Below are 19,743 nucleotides of genomic sequence, written 5' to 3'. Positions count from 1 at the left end.
AGCGGATTCGGTCCGCTCTGCGGAGTAGGAGGCGCTTTCGGTGACGATCCACGTTCACCAGCCCCACATCCATCATCCCGTGTCGCCGGAGGCGTGTCCGGCGCTGGTGCTCAATGCGGACTACAGGCCGCTCAGCTACTACCCGCTATCGTTGTGGAGCTGGCAGGACGCCATCAAGGCGGTGTTCCTGGACCGGGTGAACATCATCTCGCATTACGACAAGACGGTTCGAAGTCCCACCTTCGAGATGCAACTGCCCTCGGTCGTGTGCCTCAAGACCTACGTCAAGCCGTCCCGGCACCCCGCCTTTACACGCTTCAACGTCTTCCTGCGCGACCGCTTCACCTGCCAATATTGCGGCTCGCGCGACGACCTGACCTTCGACCACGTAATTCCCCGCTCCAAGGGCGGGCAGACGACCTGGGAGAACGTGGTCGCGGCCTGCTCCCCCTGCAACCTGCGCAAGGGCGACCGCATGCCCCGCCAGGTGGGCATGATCCCCCACCAAGCCCCCTACGCACCCTCCGTCAGCGACCTGCACCAGAATGGCCGGCTCTTCCCGCCGAACTACCTGCACGAGAGCTGGATGGATTACCTGTATTGGGATTCGGAGCTGGAGCCGTAGAGGCGAGGGTTCGTTCACTCATCGCGGTAGCCAATTCACATTCCGTCATCCCCGGCGGCGCGAAGCGCCGGGAAGGGGATCCAGGGGTGAGCGCCTTTGCCCCTGAATCCCCTTCCCGACCTGCCGCGCAGGTCGCCGGGGATGACGGGGAGGCGGATTGACCACCCTTCCGTCATTGCGAGCGGCAGCGCCGCAATCCAGCCTAACGCCTGGCTGTTAGACTGGATTGCTTCGCCTCCGGCTCGCAATGACGGTGGAGAGAGGCCTCGCTTGTTTGAAGCGCGGTCCCGAAGCCGCGATCAGCGCGACTTCTTGTAGAGCTTCTGGGCGATCTCGAACATTTCCAAAATCGGCCATAACGCCTCAGCGGCTCTGACCGCGTGCGCTTTTTGCGGGCTGCATGCCGTTCGAAGTTCTACGCGCCGGATTTACCGCTCGGACCCGAGGCAGCGCCGGAGTCATCGAACGACAAGAACAAAGCTCGCCAAAGACGTAATAAAACCATTCGTCAACTCGAGGTTGAACAAATTTTTAGAGTTTTCCCTCCTATGGTGTTCCGGCTGATGATTTGGGGTGCGATATGAGCTGGGCTATCGGAACGCTGCGCGTTAAGGCGGCCTTTGGGGCCATGGCGCTATGCGCGACTTTGGCGCTTGGAGGCATGGGACAGGTCTACTGGGACATGTCGCGCCAGAATGAGGCCGACTTGAGCAGCAAGGCCAAGGTCGCGAGCGCCGGCGCGGCTGACGTGCTGGCGAAGATCGGCGATCGTATGGTGACGCACGCGGCGCTGCTGGCCGCCAATCCCGAGTTCGCGGCCGCCGCGACCGGCGGCACCGACGCGGCTCGGGAGACGCTGTTTGTAAGCCAGTTCAAGGCGCTGTCGTCGCTGGACACCGTAGTGTCCACACTCGAGGCCACCGACGCCAAGGGCTTCGTGCTGATCCGGGGCCACAATCCGCAGAAGAAGGGCGACGACAAGAGCAAGGAGCGTACGATTGTGACAGCGCTGGGCGGCGCGCCCGCGCGCGCACTGGCGGTGTCGCCGACCTCAGGTCAGATTGCGGTCGATGCGGTCCGGCCCCTGCTAAAGGACGGAGCGGTTGTCGGAACCCTGAAGGTTGGGACCTATTTCCGCCAGCCGACCGCCGTGGAGATAAAAAGGCTGACGGATGCCGACATCCTGTTCGTTCATGGTGGAAAGGTGCTTGCCTCTACGCTCACCGAGGCCGAGACGCCGATCTTGCCACAGAGCGCGATGGACGAGGCCGCGAGCGGCAAAACCGCGTTGGTCCGCCTGGGCGCCGGGGGGCGCAGCTACCAGGCCGCGGTTAACAGCCTGCCCACCGACGCGGGCGACCGCCTGTTCCAGGTCGCGCTGCTGGACCGTGGACCCCTGGTCGCCGCATTGAACGGGATGATGCTGCGCTTCGCCTTGGAAGCGCTCGCATCGCTGACTTTGCTCGCGCCGTTGATCATGTTCCTGACGGGACGCGGGCTGCGACCGCTTGCCGAACTGGTCGAAGTCTTGCTCGCCCTGCGGCAGGGCGACCGGGCCGTGTCGGTCCCGCACACCGGGCAGATCGACGAAATCGGCGAAATCGCCCGCGCAATCGAGGAGTTCCGCGACAATGCCGCCCGCGTGGCCACCATGGAAGCCGAGGAGCGCCAGGCCGCGAGCGAACGGGCCCGTCGCGCCGACATGATGGTGGAGGTCGTCGGCGAAGTGGGCGAAGTGGTGCGCAGGGCCGCCGAAGGCGACTTCTCGGCCCGCCTGCAGGTCAGCACGGACGACGCCGAAATGCGCAAGCTCGTCGACGGCATCAACGAGATCAACCGCGTGGTGGACGCCGCCACGGCGGAGTTCGCCGACGCGCTGGGCGACATCGCCCGCAACGATCTCACCCGCACGATCTCGTCCCCCTACAGGGGCCGCTTCGGCGAGCTCAAGGACGCGTTGAACGCCACCGTGGAGCAGCTGTCCGGCACGGTGTCGGCCATCCAGGGGTCGGTCGTGGACGTCGAGGCCGCCGCAGCCGAGATCCGGACGGGCGCGACCGACCTTTCCAACCGAACCGAACAGCAGGCCTCCTCGCTGGAGGAGACGGCGGCCACGGCCGAGCAGCTCGCCGCTTCCGTAAAGGCGGCGGCGCTGTCGTCGCGGCAGGCCGTGGACCTCGCCCGCGAGGCGATGGGAGCGGCCTCGGAAGGCGGGACAGTGGTGACCGCGGCGGTGGAAGCCATGGCGCGCATCGAAGACGCTAGCAAGAAGATCTCCGACATCACGGGGGTCATCGACGAGATTGCGTTCCAGACCAACCTGCTCGCCTTGAACGCCGCCGTGGAGGCCGCCCGCGCGGGCGAAGCCGGCAAGGGCTTCGCCGTGGTGGCCGCCGAGGTGCGCACGCTGGCGCAGCGTTCGTCGGAAGCCGCCAAGGACATATCGGGGCTGATCACGTCGTCCAACACGGAGATCGGCCAGGGAGTGAAGCTGGTGCGCAGCACCGGCGTGGTGCTGGAACGCATCGTGACGGCCAGCAGCAAGGTCTGCGACACCGTATCGGACATCTCGTCGGCCACAACCGAGCAGGCCAATGGCATCGAGGAGCTGACCCAGGCGGTGTCGCACATGGATCAGATGACGCAGCAGAACGCCGCCCTGGCCGAACAGAGCGCGGCGTCCGCGACGTCGCTGGCCGAGCAGATCGGTTTGCTGAACGATGTCGCGGCGGCGTTCCACACCCGGGCCGGGGCCAGAGCGGCGCGGAACGATGCGCAGCAACCGCGGCGGGCGGCAGCCCCCGTGCGGGCGGGTGGCCCCACCAAGGCGCCCGTGAACGAAACCGCGAAACTGCGCCGGCTCGCGGCCGAGGCTTTTGCGAAATCCGGCCCGGGCCCGGCCCGGCGAGCGGAACCCGCGCCCCGCAAGGCCGCGTCCGCGGGCGGATGGGACGAGTTCTAGCCCTGAGCTAAACGACCGGGGTCGCGGCGCGAAGGCCGCGGCCCGTTTCGTTCAGGCGAACTGCCCGTGGCAGTGCTTGAACTTCTTGCCCGAGCCGCAGGGGCACGGCTCGTTGCGGCCGACGCGGCCCCAGGTCGAGGGATCGTTGGGATCGCGCTGGGCGGCCGGCACCACCTCGTCTGCCGAGAAGCCGAGCTGCGCGGCCGCACGGGTGGTGGGATCGCCCGCCATCGCCATCTCGTTCTCGCCCGTGAGCGGATCGATGTGGGTGGCGTGCATGGGCGGCAGCTGCGGCTGCTCGGGCTCCTGGAACATCACCTCGACGCGCATGAGCTGCGCAGTGACCTGCTCGCGGAGCTGGCCGATGAGGCCGTCGAAGAGCTCGAAAGCCTCCTGCTTGTACTCGTTCAGCGGGTCGCGCTGCGCCATGGAGCGCCAGCCCACCACCTGCCGCAGATGGTCGAGCGTCACGAGGTGCTCGCGCCAGAGGTGATCGAGCATCTGGAGAAGCACCTGCTTCTCCACATAGGTCATCACGTCCGGCGTGTTCTTCTCGATGCGCTCCGCATAGGCCTCGTCGGCCGCCGCCTTGATGCGCTCGCGGATTTCGTCGTCCGCGATGCCCTCTTCCTTGGCCCATTCGGCCACCGGCAGCTCGAGGTTGAGGAGGCGCAGCACCTCCTCGTCCAGGCCCGCGATGTCCCACTGCTCCGGATAGGCGCCCTCGGGGATGTGCTTGGCGACCAGATCGTCGACCACGCCGTGGCGCATGTCGTCGATGGTGGCGCGCACGCTCTCCTCGCCCATGAAATCGCGACGCTGCTCGAACACCACCTTGCGCTGGTCGTTCATGACGTCGTCGTATTTCAGGATGTTCTTGCGCATGTCGAAGTTGCGGGCTTCGACCTTCTGCTGCGCCTTCTCGATCGCCCGGTTGATCCAGGGATGGATGATCGCCTCATCCTCCTTGAGGCCGAGCTTCTGCAGCATGCCGTCCATGCGCTCGGACCCGAAGATGCGCATCAGGTCGTCCTGCAGGGACAGGTAGAACTTGGAGCGGCCTGGGTCGCCCTGGCGGCCGGAGCGGCCGCGCAACTGGTTGTCGATGCGCCGGCTCTCGTGGCGCTCGGTGCCGACCACGTAGAGGCCGCCGGCGGCCAGCGCCTTCTGCTTCAGCTCGGCCACCTCGGCCTTGATGGCGGCGATCTGGGCGTCGCGCTCCGGGCCTTCGGGAAGATCGGCGAGTTCGTGGCGCACGCGCATGTCGACGTTGCCGCCGAGCTGGATGTCGGTGCCGCGGCCGGCCATGTTGGTCGCGATCGTCACCGCGCCGGGCACGCCCGCCTGCGCGACGATGAAGGCTTCTTGCTCGTGGAAGCGGGCGTTCAGCACCGCGAAGGTCTTGGAAGGCACGCCCGTCTTGGCGGCCTGGTAGAGCGGCTCAAGCGCCTTCGGGCTGGTGAAGTCGATCAACGTGTAGCCCTGCTCGACCATGAAGTCGGCGAGCTGCTCGGACTTCTCGATCGAGGTGGTGCCGACCAGGATGGGCTGGCTCTTCTCGGCCGCCTCCTCGATCTCACGCACGATGCCCTTCAGCTTCTCGGCCTGAGTCCGGTAGACCTCGTCGTCCTCGTCGATGCGGGTGACGCCGATATTGGTCGGGATCTCGACCACCTCGAGCTTATAGATGTCGAGGAACTCGTCCGCCTCGGTGGCGGCCGTGCCGGTCATGCCGGCGAGCTTGCCGTAGAGCCGGAAGTAGTTCTGGAACGTGATGGACGCGAGCGTCTGGTTCTCGGGCTGAACCTGGACGTGTTCCTTGGCCTCCAGCGCCTGATGCAGGCCTTCCGAATAGCGGCGGCCCGGCATCATGCGGCCGGTGAACTCGTCGATGATCACCACTTCGTCGTTGCGGACGATGTAGTCCTTGTCGCGCTGGAACAGCGTGTGGGCGCGCAGCGCCTGGTTGACGTGGTGCACCAGCGTGGCGTTCACGCCGTCATAGAGCGAGCCTTCCTTCAGGAGGCCGGCCTCGGCGAGAAGCTCCTCGATGTGCTCGTTGCCCTGCTCGGTGAGCGACACGGCGCGCTGCTTCTCGTCGACCTCGTAGTCTCCCTTGGCGAGCTTGGGCAGCAGCAGGTCGATGGAGTTGTAGAGGTCGGACCGGTCGTCCAGCGGCCCCGAAATGATGAGCGGGGTGCGCGCTTCGTCGACCAGGATGGAGTCGACCTCGTCCACGATCGCGAAGTTGTGTCCGCGCTGGACCATCTGGCCGAGCTCGTACTTCATGTTGTCGCGCAGGTAATCGAAGCCGTACTCGTTGTTGGTGCCGTAGGTGATGTCGCACGCATAGGCCTCGGCGCGCTGCACGTCGTCGAGGCCGTGCACGATGATGCCGACCGAGAGGCCGAGGAAGCGGTAGACCTGGCCCATCCACTCGGCGTCGCGGCGGGCGAGGTAGTCGTTCACCGTCACGACGTGGACGCCCTTGCCGGCGAGCGCGTTCAGGTAGGTCGGCAGGGTGGCGACGAGCGTCTTGCCTTCGCCGGTCTTCATTTCGGCGATGGAGCCTTCATGCAGCACCATGCCGCCGATGAGCTGCACGTCGAAATGGCGTTGGCCGAGCACGCGTTTGGCGGCCTCGCGCACGGTCGCGAAGGCGGCCGGCAGGATGTCGTCGAGCGTCTTGCCGGCTGCGAGCTCCTGGCGGAACTGGTCGGTGCGGGCGCGCAGCTGATCGTCCGTAAGGGCCGAGACTTCCGGCTCCAGGGCGTTGATGGCCGCGATCTTGGGCTTGTACGTCTTGAGCCGGCGATCGTTGGCCGAACCGAACACCTTCTTGGCAAGTGCGCCGAACATCGAGAACCCTTCTCACGTCGAAAGGCGGCGCAGCAGGCCGAGGCCAGGCGCCGTAGAGGTTTTGTCGGAGGGGCTTATAGCGCCATCCGCGTCGGGACGCACGGCTGTTGTGGGCCTTGCGCGTGAGGAACCGCGACCCTGCCCACGGGGGGCGTTCCGCCCAAACGGGGCCGCGCCCTCGTCAAGATGGTGTCACGATCGGCTTTTTCAAAGGGCGGGCCGCACTGCGCGCCAAAGACGTCTTGCGCGCGGATGCGCGTTGCTCCACTTGTTCGCGCAACACCGCGCTTTGCCCTTGCGCTTCCGGGCGCCGACACGGATCTCGAGAATGACCATCGCTCACGCGTCCCACCTCCGTCCCGCCGCCATTCTGGCGGCCGCCGCCCTGGCGCTCGGCCTCTCCCTCGGCGCGGCCTCGGCCCAGACGGCCGGCGCCGGCGACAAGGTCGTCGCCACCGTCGACGGCATGAAGATCACCGAAAAGGACCTCGACCTCGCGGCCGACGATCTTGGGGCCAACATGCCGCAGATGCCGGAGCCGGCGAAACGCGACTACCTGGTGGGCTATCTGGCCGACCTGAAGCTCGGCGCACGCGCGGCCGCCACCGCCAAGGTGGACGCCAGCCCGGATTTCGCAGCCCGCGCCGCCTACCAGCGCGACAAGCTGATGCTGGATGAATATCTCAGCCAGGAGGCCAAGAAGGCCGTCACGGACGAGAAGATGAAGGCGCTTTACGCCGACACCGTGAAGGACTTGAAGCCCGAGGAGGAGGCGCATGCGCGCCACATCCTGGTGGAGGGTGAAGCCGAAGCCAAAGCGGCGGCCGAGCGGGTGAAGAAGGGCGAGGACTTCGCCAAGGTGGCGACCGAGCTCTCCAAGGATCCGGGGTCGGGCAAGGAGGGCGGCGATCTCGGCTGGTTCTCCAAGGACCGCATGGTGCCGGAATTCGCGGACGCGGCCTTCAAGCTGCAGCCCGGGCAGGTTTCCGAGCCGGTGAAGAGCCAGTTCGGCTGGCACGTCATCAAGCTCGAGGAGAAGCGCACGAAGCCGGTGCCTCCCTATGACGAGGTCAAGGAGCAGATCAGCCAGTATCTGACCCGCAAGGCCCAGACCGACGTCGTGCTGGCGCTGCGCTCCAAGGGCAAGGTCGAGAGGCTCGACAAGCCGGCCGACGCTGGCGCGGCGGCAGCGGCCGGCGCGACCCCGGCGGCCGAGCCCAAGAAGCCCTGATCCACAGGTTACCCACAGCCGGGGGCGGTTTTCTCCCCCGGCTTTTTCTTGCCTCTTCCACAGAAGCTGGCCGCTCCGGCCCTTGCTGACCCGTCCCGCCCGAACCGCCGAGGATCGCCATGGCGACCGCCGTTTCCCCGCTCGCGCCCGCCTCGTTTCCGGACCTGCCGCCCATCGCGGGCGTGAGCTTCGCGACCGCCGCGGCCGGCATCCGCTACAAGGGCCGCACCGACGTGCTGTTGCTGCGGCTGGCCGAGGGAACCACGGCCGCGGGCGTGTTCACGCGCTCGCGCTGCCCCTCCGCCCCGGTGGACTGGTGCCGCAAGGCGCTGCCGGGCGGCAAGGCGCGAGGGCTGGTGGTGAATTCCGGCAACGCCAACGCGTTCACGGGCAAGACCGGCTCTGCCGCCGTAAAGCTCACGGCCGACATCGCCGCCAAGGCGCTCGGCTGCAAGCCGGGCGAGATCTTCCTGGCCTCCACGGGCGTCATCGGCGAGCCGCTGGACGCCACCAAGTTCGAGGGCGTGCTGCAGGATTGCGCCGGCCGCGCCGCCGAGGGCCCCTGGATCGAGCCCGCCAAGGCGATCATGACCACCGACACCTACCCGAAGGGCGCCACCGCCAAGGCGACCATCGGGGGCGTCGAAGTCACCATCAACGGCGTCGCCAAGGGCGCGGGCATGATCGCGCCCGACATGGCGACCATGCTGTCATTCGTGTTCACGGATGCGCCGATCGCCGCCGAGGCCCTGCAGGCCATGCTGTCGCGCTCCGTGAAGGGCTCGTTCAACGCCATCACGGTGGATAGCGACACCTCGACGTCCGATACCCTGATGCTGTTCGCCACTGGCGCCGCCGAGGCGCGCGGCTGCCCGCGCATCACGGAGGCCTCCGACCGCCGGCTCGCGGGCTTCCGCAAGGCGCTGGACGCCGTGCTGCTCGATCTCGCCCACCAGGTGGTGAAGGACGGCGAGGGCGCGCGCCATTTCATCGGCGTCACCGTGGAGGGCGCGGTGAGCGCGACCTCGGCCAAGCGCATCGCCAAGTCGATCGCGGACTCGCCGCTGGTGAAAACCGCCATCGCGGGGCAGGACGCGAACTGGGGCCGCGTCGTGATGGCGGTCGGCAAGGCGGGAGAGCCCGCCGACCGTGACCGTCTGGCCATCTCGTTCGGCCCGCACCGGGTCGCCGTGAACGGCGCGCGGGACGGCGCTTATGACGAGAAGACCGTCTCCGACTACATGAAGGGCCAGGATATCGACATCCGCGTCGATCTTGGCATGGGCTCCGGCAAGGCGACCGTGTGGACGTGTGATCTCACGAAGGAATACGTGGAGATCAACGGGGATTACCGAAGCTGATCCGGAACGACGTCCACATCCATGTTGACCGTGAACTTCCCGTTTCGGCCGTAACGGTCAATGCCGTTGCGCGAGTAAGTGAAGGCATCTTTGCCGACATAGCCGCGCGCGGGTTCATAGAAGATCTTTTCCGTCGGTCCGACCCAAGCCTTGCCATGGCTCGGTTTCACGTCGATTGACGCGCCCGCGATGCCGGACGTCCCGGAATAAGGATTGAGGGCGCAGCGCTTGTCTTTCTGAACGTGCATGTAGCCGCTTGTTGTTTGGCCCATGAGACGCTTGGCATCCGCAACGCAGGTGCGGGCGCTAGCCGGAGATTGGCTCGCCATGAACGTCAACGCGGCAACGGCCAATGCTCGGTAGATCGACATGTTTTGCTCCCTGAAACATTCTGGGCATAATCAAATGCGTGATTTCGACGGGCTACTAACCTCTGGTTGTTTATTCATGCAAGCCAACATCGCAATACTTGCATTGCGCTGGTTAGAAAACTGTGGCTCGATCGTGTAGCGCGCCGTGGAATTGCTGCAATGCAAAATTTTTCTTTTGCGTATCTGTTCTCATTTTCTTTGGCGCTTTCGGCCTGCGTGCAGCATCAGAAGATCGAGTCGTCCTTCGACGACGCCATGGCGGCTCGCGCCAAGGCACAACTCGAGCCGGGCGAGGCCACCGTCAAGGGCAGCGCGTTTCTGCGCAAACCTTCAGGCAACTTCGCAACGGCGGGCGGCGAGTGGGTGTACCTGATCCCGGCCACGCCCTACGCGGAGGAGCGGTTCAGGAAGCTGTTCTCGGACGGTCGCTACAACAGCGCCGTTTTCGGCAACGGCATCGAGCCGGCGGACCCGCGCTACAGCGAATCGATGCGCAAGCTGAAGGCGCACAAGGACGGCTCGTTTCGCTTCGAGGACGTAAAGCCCGGGCGCTACTTCGTGTCCACCACGCTGACCTGGCTGCCCAAGGACGAGTACCTGCCGCACGGCGGAGCCATCTTCGACGAGGTCACCGTGAAGGGCGACGAGACCGCCGAGGTGATCTTGTCGGGCAAGTAGCCTCGGGAGTCTCGCGGGAGTTGCGTGATCGGCGTTGCTCTGCGGCGCTCAGGCCGCGCGGCGGCGGCCGGCGGCAGGACGCTCGGCTTCGATGCGGAAGCCCGAGACGAGGTGTTCCAGGTCCTGGATCTGCGTCGTCAGGGAGGCCGCCGAGGCGGCGCTTTCTTCCGCGAGAGCGGCGTTCTGCTGGGTGGCGGAGTCGAGCGTCGAGATCGCGGAGGCGATTTCGTCGATGCCGGTGGCCTGTTCGGCCGTCGAGGACGAAATCTCCGCGATGGTGTCGGCGACCTCGCGCGACGCCATGACGATCTGCTCCAGCGCGTCGCCGGCGGACTTCACCAGCTTCACGCCGGTCACCACCTCGTTGGTGGATGACGTAATCAGCCCGGTGATGTCCTTGGCGGCCTCGGACGAGCGCTGCGCCAGGGTGCGGACCTCGGAGGCCACCACCGCAAAGCCCTTGCCGGCCTCGCCTGCGCGGGCGGCTTCCACGGCGGCGTTCAGCGCCAGCAGGTTGGTCTGGAACGCGATGTCGTCGATCACCGACGTGATGTCGGCGATGCGGCGCGAGGATTCCTCGATCCGCGAGATGGCCGAAACGGCCTGAACCACGATGGCGCCGCCATCGGACGCGCTCTGCTTGGCCTTCTCGGCCATGGTGGCGGCCAGCCGGGCGGACTGGGCGCTCGCCTTGACGGAGGCAGCCAACTGCTCCGTCGTGGCGGCGTTTTCCTCCAGGCTGGCGGCCTGGTCCTCGGTGCGCTGGGCGAGATCGGTGGAGCCCATCTGGATCTCGGTCGCCGCGGTGGCGACCTCGGCGGCAGTGCGCTGAATGGTGCCCAGCGTTTCGGCCAGGCGCTCGATCGTGTGGTTGATGGATTCCTGCAGGCGCCCGAACACGCCGTCATACTGGTTGGCGACAGGGCGCGTGAGGTCGCCGGCCGCCAGGGCCGTAAGCGACGCCGCGAAGTCCGTGGTGGCGTTCTCGACCAGGTCCGCGAAGGCGTTCAGACCCAGCGCGATTTCGCGCGCCGTGCTCTTCTTACCTTCCAGGGCGACGCGGCGCGAGAAGTCGCCGTGGCCGGCCGACCCGACGATCTCGGCGATCTCGCGTTCGGCGGCGAGCTCGGAGGTGATGTCCGTCCAGGCGAGCACGCTGCCGACGCGGCGGCCGCTGGCGTCCTGCACGTTGCTCATGTCGACGTCGATCACGTGGCCGCCGACCTCGTAGCGCACGCGCCGCCGGCGGCCGTCATCCGAGATGAGCTCGCGCTTCAGGTTAGCGTTCGCGCCGTAATAGTCGATGTGCTCGCCATACATGGCGTTCACCGAGAAGTTTTCCTTGGCGGCGCGGAAATAGGGCTCCAGCTCCATGAACAGCTGCGTCAGGCCGTTGCTGAGGAACATGATCCGGTCCTCGGAATCCGTGATCATCAGCATCATGCCGGAGCCGTTGATGCCCGCCGTGGTCAGCGCCTGCTCGCCGCTCATGCCCTGCAGCTTGCGCAGCGCACGGGCGATTTCGCCGAATTCGTTGTTCAGGTCGGCATGCGGAACGGCGGACAGGAAGTCGCCGGCCTGGAAGCGGCCGATGGCGCCGAGCACGCCCGTGAGCGGTTTGCGGATCGAGCCGATCACCAGCACGAGCACCAAGGCGGCGAGCGCCAGCGCGGCGCCGACGATCGCCATTTTCTGCCAGCGGTCCGCCGCAAAGCCGTCGATGCGGGCCTGCAGGAGGCGCACGAGTTCGGACTCAGACCGCGTCCACAAGCCCCGCGTGGCGTTGGTCACGGACGTCAGCGCCCGCTCGAGATCGGCGGCGGGCGCACGCTCGGCCGATTCGGCCTTCAGCAACGTCGTGTCGATCAATCCGTCGGCATCCGCGGCCGCCTGCTCGAAGGTGGCGGTGGAGGATTTCAACGCTGTGCGGACGGCGCCGTCCGGATTGCCGTCCTGGGCGGCCGACAGGGACGAAACGGCGGCCGCGCGGGCCGCCTGGTAACGCGTGGCGGCGGCCACGAGGGCGCGCAGCGCCTTGCCGTTCGGCTTGGCCCCGGCGGCGCCGTAGGGCTTCAGTGCGTCCTTGAGAACGAAGATGGAGGTCGCCAGCTCGGGCAGCCGCACCGTGCTGGCGTCCATCAGGTAATAGGAGTCGAGATCGGGATCGAGCGTCAGGTTGGAGCCGTCGGCCACCTTGGAAATGGCGGTGCGGCCGGCTTCGGCGAGGTCGATGGCGGACTGGCCGGCTTTCCCGGCCGCCGCCGCGAAGGCGTCCACGGCTTCCTTGCTCTTGAACGCCTCGTCGGCCGACGCCGACCGGCGCCGCAGCTCCGCGCTGCGGGAGGCCTGGTCGCTCTCGGCGTCGACGAGGATGGGCCAAAGCGTCTCGATGTAACGCGATCCGTCTAGCTCCAGCTGTGCAAAGGCTATGTCTTTGCCGATCTGGTTGAGATAGAGCTTCGTCATGAGCGCGAACGGCGCCGCCAAGATCATGATGATCAGAATGATCTTGTTGCCGACCGAAATCTTGGTCCGGCGCAGGAGCGCGAGCGGGTTCATTGAGCCGATCCTTGTCAAACCTGGCGCGTGACCCCGGCCGTGCTGAAGCATCTGAACCGCCACGCCATGAGTGACATAGATCAAGCCAAGGCCCTTAAATTTCAGCTAATACCCAGGATTGTTTCGACGTCTTTCACACTTTTTCGTTCAAATTCGTCGTGCTCCCAAAGGCGTACTCCCGTGTGACGTTGCTCCGGGGCCGCTCTGGGGCTAAACGCTGCCGTCCCGTCCCGCCTGGAGCCCTCCTGTCTTGTCCGCGACCCTCGCAGAGCGCTACGCGGCCCTGCTGTCCTCCGGCGTGATCGAGGCGGACGGGGCCCAGAAGGCCGTAGTCGCCAAACTCGATCGCCTCGCGGCCGCGCTGGCGGAGCGCCATCTCGCCCGCAAGAGCAGCGCGCTCGGCTGGCTGTTCGGCAAGGCGAGCTCGGCCGAGCCGCTGCGCGGGCTCTATGTCTGGGGCTCGGTCGGGCGCGGCAAGACCATGCTGATGGACCTCTTCTACGAGGTCGCGCCCGTGCGGGCGAAGCGTCGCGCGCATTTCCTGTCGTTCATGGCGGACGTGCATGAGCGCATCCACGCGTTCCGCCAGCGGGTGAAGCGCGGCGAGGAGAAGGACGGCGACCCGATCCCGCCCGTGGCCGCCTCCATCGCGGCCGAGGCCTCGCTGCTGTGTTTCGACGAATTCACGGTGACGGACATCGCCGACGCGATGATCCTCGGCCGGCTATTCACGGCGTTGTTCGGCCAGGGCGTGACCGTGGTGGCCACCTCCAACGTGGAGCCCGACCGGCTCTACGAGGGCGGCCTGAACCGGGCCTTGTTCCTGCCCTTCATCGGGCTCCTGCAGGAGCGGATGGAGGTCGTGCGGCTGGACGCACGGACGGACTACCGGCTCGAAAAGCTCGCCGGCGCCGAGGTCTGGCACGTGCCCGCCGATGACGAGAGCCGGCGCTGGCTGGACCGGACCTTCGCGAGCCTGTCGGGCGTCCAGAAGGCGGGCGGCATGCGGCTGACCGTGAAGGGGCACCCTCTGGAGGTTCCGGCCGCCGCGCACGGCGTCGCGCGCTTCGGCTTCGAGGATCTCTGCGCCAAGCCGCTGGGCGGGGCCGATTACCTGGCGATCGCGGAGCGGTTCCACACCGTGCTGATCGACGGCGTGCCGGTGATGGGCATCGACCAGCGCAACGAGGCCAAGCGCTTCATCATGCTGGTCGACGCGCTCTACGACAGCTCCGTGAAGCTGGTCGCGAGCGCGCAGGCGCCCGCGCAGGAGCTCTACACGGCCAAGGAGGGCCGCGAGGCCTTCGAGTTCGACCGCACGGTGTCGCGGCTGATCGAGATGCGGTCCGAGCAGTATCTGGCGGCCCCGCACGGGCGCGGCGACCGCAATGTCAGCGGCAACACGACCGGCCTCGTCGAGACCTGAGCGCCCCCGAGCGCCTTCAGCCGACCGCCCAGGCGGCCAGCATGGCGACCACCACGAGCGCCATCACGCCTGTGGCCGCCCAGCCGCCGATCTTCAGCGCCGGGCCGGCCGCGCCGTCGCCGAGCGCCTTGCGGCTCGACACGATGCGCATCATCACGGCCATCACGGGCACGGCCACGACGCCGTTGATCACCGCCGTCCAGAACAGCATCTTGATGGGATCGAGCGGCGACAGCGCGATCAGGGCGCCGATCAGCGTCGAGCCCGCCACGATGGCGTAGAAGCCGCGCGCTTCAAGCGGCTTCAGCTCCAGCGACGAGCGCCAGCCGAAGGCCTCCGCGACCGCATAGGCGGCCGAGCCCGCCAGCACCGGCACGGCAAGGAGGCCGGTGCCCAGGATGCCGAGCGCGAACAGCAGGAACGCGAACTCGCCCGCCAGCGGCCGCAGCGCCTCGGCGGCCTGCGCGGAGGTCTGGATGTCGACGATGCCGCGCTGGTGCAGGGTCGCGGCCGTGGTGATCATGATGCAGGCCGCGATCGCGATCGAGAACCCCATGCCGAGCGCCGTGTCGATGCCGATCCGGCGCAGGACCGGGGCCGTGTGGGCGTGGTAGTCGCGCAGCGCCCGCACGTGCGGCGTCTGCTTCATCTCCTCGACCTCTTCGGCCGCCTGCCAGAAGAACACGTAGGGGCTGATGGTGGTGCCGAACACCGCCACCACGGTCACGATGGCGTCGGTGTTGAGCGCGAACTGCGGCAGCAGGGCTCCGCGCACGACCTCGCCCCACGACAGGTGGATGCTCAGCACCGTGCCGACATAAAAGAACAGCACCATCGTGAGCCCCTTCAGGAAGGGGGCGTAGCGCCGGTAGGGAACCATCACCTCCAGCACGGCGCAGAATGCGCCGAGCGCCAACGCGTAGAGCGCCGCGTGGCCGCCCACGACCAGCTTCAGCGCAGCCCCCATGGCGGCGAGGTCGGCGGCGATATTGATGGTGTTGGCGGCCAGCACCAGGAGGACGATCCACGCCATCGCCCAGCGCGGGAACACTTGGCGCATGTTGGCCACGATGCCGGCCCCGGTCGCGCGCCCGATGCGGGCGCTCACGACCTGGATCGCCACCATGAACGGGTAGGTAAGCACCACTGTCCACAGCAGGCCATAGCCGAACTGCGCGCCGGCCTGCGAATAGGTCGCGATGCCGGACGGATCGTCGTCCGCCGCGCCGGCAACGAGGCCGGGGCCGAGCAGCCGCAGAAGCGTGCGGCGGGGACGGGGCAGGCGCGCCTTGGCGTGGATCGACATTGACGGCTCCGCTGAAGGCCGGGACGCTAGGCCTTTGCGCTGCGCCGGGCAATGACGCCGCGACCCCGCCGCGCTATGGGTGGAGCCCATGCACGCCGCCTTCGCCCCGCCTGCCGACAGCGTCGACGCCCGCATCCTGGCGATCGCGGCAGACCATGTGCGCCGCTACGGCATGGCGCGCACCACCGTGACGGCGGTGGCGAAGGAAGCCGGCATGACGCACGCCAACGTCTACCGCTACTACGCTTCCAAGGTGGCGCTGGCCGACGCCATCACGGCCGCCTGGCTGCGCCCCATCGAGCAGCTCCTCGCCGAGGTCGTGGACGCGCCGGATCCGGCCGACGACAAGCTCGAGCGCATGATCCTGGCGCTCGCCGGCGCGCTGCGCGACAAGCTGGAGGCCGATCCCAACCTGTTCGAGCTCTATGTGGAGGCTTACGAGGCGGCCCGCGGCGTGGCCCGCAAGCATCGCAGCCGGGTTCGCATGCTCATCGACAGGGTGGTCGAGGAGGGCGTCGGCTCCGGCGTGTTCAACATCCGTCGGCCAGAGAAAGCCGTCACGCTGCTGCTGGACGTGGTGTTCCGCTTCGTTCATCCGGTCGCGATCCGGCTCGACCGGGAGGCGCCGCGTCGGGTGCTGGATGATCGCGTGGGGGTTGCGGTGCGGGTTGCGCTGCGGGCTTTCGCGAGCGGAATGACGTAATCACTTCACCTAAAAACATGTTACGAATGACAAATTTTGTAATTCGTAACGCCTGAAATTCAGGCATTAACCCTTGGCCTGGCCTACGCGTCCGCCGCGCCAGCCTGTTGTAAGTGCTTGGCAATCACGCCGCCAGACAGAACCCGGGGCGTAGGTCGCCGAGCCGATTCTGAGCCTTTCTGTTGACTTGATGCCGCCACGGGATGGGGCTATGGCCAACCCGTTCCCGGGCGGCTCTCGGCGGCCCGTGGCCCCAACTTTGTTCAAGGAACCCACCATGGCGCGCAAGAAGATCGCTCTGATCGGCTCCGGGCAGATCGGCGGCACCCTCGCCCATCTCGTCGGATTGAAGGAACTCGGCGACGTCGTCCTGTTCGACATTGCCGAAGGCGTCCCCCAGGGCAAGGGCCTGGACATCGCCGAATCCTCCCCGGTCGACGGCTTCGACGCCAAGTACACGGGCGCGAACTCGTATGAGGCGATCGCCGGCGCCGACGTGGTGATCGTCACCGCCGGCGTGCCGCGCAAGCCCGGCATGAGCCGCGACGACCTGCTCGGCATCAACCTCAAGGTGATGTCGCAGGTCGGCGAGGGCCTGAAGCAATACGCCCCCGACGCCTTCGTGATCTGCATCACCAACCCGCTCGACGCGATGGTGTGGGCCCTGCAGAAGGCCTCCGGCCTGCCGAAGAACAAGGTCGTCGGCATGGCGGGCGTGCTCGACTCGGCCCGCTTCCGCTACTTCCTGGCCGAGGAGCTCGGCGTGTCCGTGAAGGACGTGCACGCCATGACGCTCGGCGGCCACGGCGACGACATGGTGCCGCTGATCCGCTACTCCACGGTCGGCGGCGTGCCGCTGCCGGACCTCGTCAAGATGGGCTGGCTCACGCAGGGGAAGCTGGACGCCATCGTCAAGCGCACCCGCGGCGGCGGCGGCGAGATCGTCGCCCTGCTGAAGACCGGCTCGGCCTTCTACGCCCCTGCGGCGTCCGCGATCGCGATGGCGGAGAGCTACCTGCGCGACCAGAAGCGCGTGCTGCCCTGCGCGGCCTATCTCGATGGCCAGTACGGCGTCTCCGACATGTATGTCGGCGTCCCGGTGCTGATCGGCGAGAACGGCGTCGAGAAGATCGTCGAGATCGCCTTCGACGAGACCGAGAAGGAGATGTTCTCCAAATCGGTCGCGGCCGTGAAGGGCCTCGTCGACGCCTGCAAGACCATCAATCCCGCGTTTGCGTGATCGGGCGAGCGGCGAACGTGCCGGAGCGAGTGGAGCGCCAGTCGCTCCGTTTGCCCCCTGCTTCTCCGCTTGCTCCCCGCAATTCGCTTCTCGCTACTCGCTCTCGAGGTTCCCATGAACATCCATGAATACCAGGCCAAGGCGGTGCTGAAGGAATTCGGCGTGCCGGTCTCCAACGGACGGCCCGTGTTCAAGGCCGAGGAGGCGGAAGCCGCCGCCAAGGAGCTCGGGGGCCCGCTCTGGGTCGTGAAGTCGCAGATCCACGCCGGCGGCCGCGGCAAGGGCAAGTTCAAGGAGCCGGAGGCCGGTGAAAAGGGCGGCGTCCGCCTCGCCAAGTCGGTCGACGAGGTGAAGCAGTTCGTCGGCGAGATGCTCGGCAAGACGCTGGTCACCATCCAGACCGGCCCGGCCGGCAAGCAGGTCAATCGCCTCTACATCGAGGACGGCTCCGACATCGAGAAGGAGTTCTATCTCTCGATGCTGGTGGACCGCGAGACCTCCCGCATCGCCTTCGTGGTCTCCACCGAGGGCGGCATGAACATCGAGGACGTAGCGCACGACACGCCCGAGAAGATCGTCACCTTCTCGGTCGATCCCGCCACCGGCGTGATGGGCCACCACGGCCGCCGCGTCGCCAAGGCGCTGGGCTTGACGGGCGATCTCGCCAAGCAGGCCGAGAAGATCGTCTCGCAGCTCTATGCGGCGTTCGTCGCCAAGGACATGGAGATGCTGGAGATCAACCCGCTGATCGTCGGCCGCGACGGCAAGATCAAGGCTCTCGACGCCAAGGTCTCTTTCGACGGCAACGCCATGTACCGCCACCCGGACATCTTCGCCCTGCGCGACGAGACCGAGGAGGACGCCAAGGAGATCGAGGCCTCCAAGTACGACCTCAACTACATCACGCTGGACGGCACGATCGGCTGCATGGTCAACGGCGCCGGCCTCGCGATGGCGACGATGGACATCATCAAGCTCTACGGCGAGAGCCCGGCGAACTTCCTGGATGTCGGCGGCGGCGCGACCAAGGAGAAGGTCACGGCGGCGTTCAAGATCATCACCGCCGACCCGAACGTGCAGGGCATCCTGATCAACATCTTCGGCGGCATCATGCGCTGCGACGTCATCGCCGAGGGCGTGATCGCGGCCGTGAAGGAAGTCGGCCTCAAGGTGCCGCTGGTGGTTCGTCTGGAAGGCACCAACGTCGAGCTCGGCAAGGACATCATCGCCAAGTCCGGCCTCAACGTGATCTCGGCCGACGATCTCGACGACGCCGCGCAGAAGATCGTCAAGGCCGTGCGGGGCTGAGAATGCCCTTCGTGAACCTGAAGACCACGACCACCAACCTGACCCGGGAGACGAAAGCCCAGGTCGTGCGCGAGTTCAGCGAAACGCTCGTGCGCGTCCTGGGAAAGAAGCCGGAGAGCATCCATATCGTCATCGACGTCGTCGAGGACGAGAACTGGGGCCACGCCGGATCGCTCGTCGCCGACACCCGAAAACTTGCGAGGGACTGATGTCCGTTCTCATCGACGCCAACACGAAGGTCATCACCCAGGGTTTCACGGGCAAGAACGGCACCTTCCATTCCGAGCAGGCCATCGCCTACGGAACGAAGATGGTCGGCGGCACGTCGCCCGGTAAGGGTGGAACCACCCATCTCGGCCTGCCGGTGTTCGACACCGTCGTGGAGGCCCGCGAGGCCACCGGGGCCGACGCCTCCGTGATCTACGTTCCGCCGCCGGGCGCCGCGGATGCGATCTGCGAGGCCATCGCGGCCGAGATCCCGCTGATCGTGTGCATCACCGAGGGCATCCCGGTGCAGGACATGATCAAGGTGAAGCGCGCCCTGCAGGGCTCGAAGTCGCGTCTCGTGGGCCCGAACTGCCCCGGCGTGATGACGGCCGGCGAGTGCAAGATCGGCATCATGCCGGGCAACATCTTCAAGAAGGGCAATGTCGGCATCGTGTCGCGGTCCGGAACCCTGACCTACGAGGCCGTGTTCCAGACCACCCGCGAGGGCCTCGGCCAGACCACGGCCGTCGGCATCGGCGGCGACCCCGTGAAGGGCACCGAGTTCATCGAGGTCCTGGAGCTCTTCCTGGCCGATCCGACGACCGAGTCGATCATCATGATCGGCGAGATCGGCGGCTCTGCCGAGGAGGACGCCGCGCAGTTCCTGGCCGACGAGGCCAAGCGCGGCCGCCGCAAGCCCACCGTCGGCTTCATCGCCGGCCGCACGGCCCCTCCGGGCCGCCGCATGGGCCATGCCGGCGCGATCATCTCGGGCGGCAAGGGCGGCGCCGAGGACAAGATCGCCGCCATGGAAGCCGCCGGCATCCGCGTCTCGCCCTCGCCGGCGCGGCTCGGCAAGACGCTCGTGGAAGTGTTGAAGGGCTGACTGTTTCCCTTCGCCCCGGGC

At 67.0% G+C, this 19,743-nt stretch carries 15 protein-coding genes; 11 read left to right on the top strand and 4 right to left on the bottom strand.

What is annotated here, in order from left to right; genetic code table 11:
* Window positions 1–67: 67 nt before the first annotated feature.
* A complete protein-coding gene (locus tag AC1DSZ_RS21585) occupies window positions 68–625 on the top strand; it encodes an HNH endonuclease (protein WP_188520281.1) in 558 nt (185 codons plus the stop codon).
* A gap of 580 nt (window positions 626–1,205) precedes the next feature.
* A complete protein-coding gene (locus tag AC1DSZ_RS21580; protein ID WP_476840389.1) occupies window positions 1,206–3,587 on the top strand; it encodes a methyl-accepting chemotaxis protein in 2,382 nt (793 codons plus the stop codon).
* Between the two features lie 51 nt (window positions 3,588–3,638).
* On the opposite strand, the gene secA is transcribed toward AC1DSZ_RS21580, so the two are convergent.
* Window positions 3,639–6,446, bottom strand: coding sequence for a preprotein translocase subunit SecA (gene secA / locus AC1DSZ_RS21575; protein WP_476840388.1), 2,808 nt, complete (start codon window positions 6,444–6,446; stop codon window positions 3,639–3,641).
* Between the two features lie 328 nt (window positions 6,447–6,774).
* Here secA and AC1DSZ_RS21570 point away from each other — a divergent pair, with 328 nt between their 5' ends.
* Together AC1DSZ_RS21570 and argJ are read left to right on the top strand one after the other, a co-directional pair.
* The gene (locus AC1DSZ_RS21570; RefSeq protein WP_476840387.1) at window positions 6,775–7,677 is read left to right on the top strand and encodes a peptidylprolyl isomerase; all 903 of its coding nucleotides are present in this window, start codon (window positions 6,775–6,777) and stop codon (window positions 7,675–7,677) included.
* Between the two features lie 119 nt (window positions 7,678–7,796).
* Window positions 7,797–9,038: a bifunctional glutamate N-acetyltransferase/amino-acid acetyltransferase ArgJ gene (gene argJ, locus AC1DSZ_RS21565; RefSeq protein WP_476840386.1), complete on the top strand. Its 1,242-nt coding sequence runs from the start codon at window positions 7,797–7,799 to the stop codon at window positions 9,036–9,038.
* Here argJ and AC1DSZ_RS21560 read toward each other — a convergent pair.
* On the bottom strand, window positions 9,026–9,409 hold the full coding sequence (locus AC1DSZ_RS21560) for a hypothetical protein (protein ID WP_476840385.1): 384 nt from the start codon (window positions 9,407–9,409) through the stop codon (window positions 9,026–9,028). The genes argJ and AC1DSZ_RS21560 overlap by 13 nt on opposite strands.
* A 159-nt stretch (window positions 9,410–9,568) precedes the next feature.
* Here AC1DSZ_RS21560 and AC1DSZ_RS21555 point away from each other — a divergent pair, with 159 nt between their 5' ends.
* Window positions 9,569–10,087: a carboxypeptidase regulatory-like domain-containing protein gene (locus AC1DSZ_RS21555; RefSeq protein WP_476840384.1), complete on the top strand. Its 519-nt coding sequence runs from the start codon at window positions 9,569–9,571 to the stop codon at window positions 10,085–10,087.
* Window positions 10,088–10,135: 48 nt separating this feature from the next.
* On the opposite strand, the gene AC1DSZ_RS21550 is transcribed toward AC1DSZ_RS21555, so the two are convergent.
* Window positions 10,136–12,646: a methyl-accepting chemotaxis protein gene (locus AC1DSZ_RS21550; protein WP_476840383.1), complete on the bottom strand. Its 2,511-nt coding sequence runs from the start codon at window positions 12,644–12,646 to the stop codon at window positions 10,136–10,138.
* Window positions 12,647–12,896: 250 nt separating this feature from the next.
* Between AC1DSZ_RS21550 and zapE the strand changes: the two genes are divergently transcribed.
* Window positions 12,897–14,072: a cell division protein ZapE gene (gene zapE, locus AC1DSZ_RS21545; protein ID WP_476840382.1), complete on the top strand. Its 1,176-nt coding sequence runs from the start codon at window positions 12,897–12,899 to the stop codon at window positions 14,070–14,072.
* A 16-nt stretch (window positions 14,073–14,088) separates the two neighbouring features.
* On the opposite strand, the gene AC1DSZ_RS21540 is transcribed toward zapE, so the two are convergent.
* Window positions 14,089–15,378: an Nramp family divalent metal transporter gene (locus AC1DSZ_RS21540; protein WP_476840381.1), complete on the bottom strand. Its 1,290-nt coding sequence runs from the start codon at window positions 15,376–15,378 to the stop codon at window positions 14,089–14,091.
* An 88-nt stretch (window positions 15,379–15,466) separates the two neighbouring features.
* On the opposite strand from AC1DSZ_RS21540, the gene AC1DSZ_RS21535 reads away from it, so the two are divergent.
* The 5 genes from AC1DSZ_RS21535 (at window position 15,467) to sucD (ending at window position 19,722) form a co-directional block, all read left to right on the top strand.
* Window positions 15,467–16,081 carry a TetR/AcrR family transcriptional regulator gene (locus tag AC1DSZ_RS21535; RefSeq protein ID WP_476840380.1) on the top strand — a complete coding sequence of 205 codons (615 nt, stop codon included), beginning with the start codon at window positions 15,467–15,469 and terminating at the stop codon, window positions 16,079–16,081.
* Between the two features lie 277 nt (window positions 16,082–16,358).
* Window positions 16,359–17,321, top strand: coding sequence for a malate dehydrogenase (mdh, locus tag AC1DSZ_RS21530; RefSeq protein WP_476840379.1), 963 nt, complete (start codon window positions 16,359–16,361; stop codon window positions 17,319–17,321).
* Window positions 17,322–17,435: 114 nt separating this feature from the next.
* Entirely contained in the window at window positions 17,436–18,629 is a 1,194-nt protein-coding gene (gene sucC / locus AC1DSZ_RS21525; protein ID WP_476840378.1) for an ADP-forming succinate--CoA ligase subunit beta, read from the top strand.
* A 2-nt stretch (window positions 18,630–18,631) separates the two neighbouring features.
* Window positions 18,632–18,838, top strand: a complete 207-nt coding sequence (locus tag AC1DSZ_RS21520) for a tautomerase family protein (RefSeq protein WP_188519807.1) — start codon at window positions 18,632–18,634, stop codon at window positions 18,836–18,838.
* On the top strand, window positions 18,838–19,722 hold the full coding sequence (gene sucD / locus AC1DSZ_RS21515; protein ID WP_476840377.1) for a succinate--CoA ligase subunit alpha: 885 nt from the start codon (window positions 18,838–18,840) through the stop codon (window positions 19,720–19,722). Before AC1DSZ_RS21520 ends, sucD begins: the two co-directional genes overlap by 1 nt.
* Window positions 19,723–19,743 lie beyond the last annotated feature (21 nt).

The organism is Alsobacter sp. P4_H11, assembly GCF_056400925.1.
This window is presented reverse-complemented; position numbering and strand designations above follow the sequence as displayed.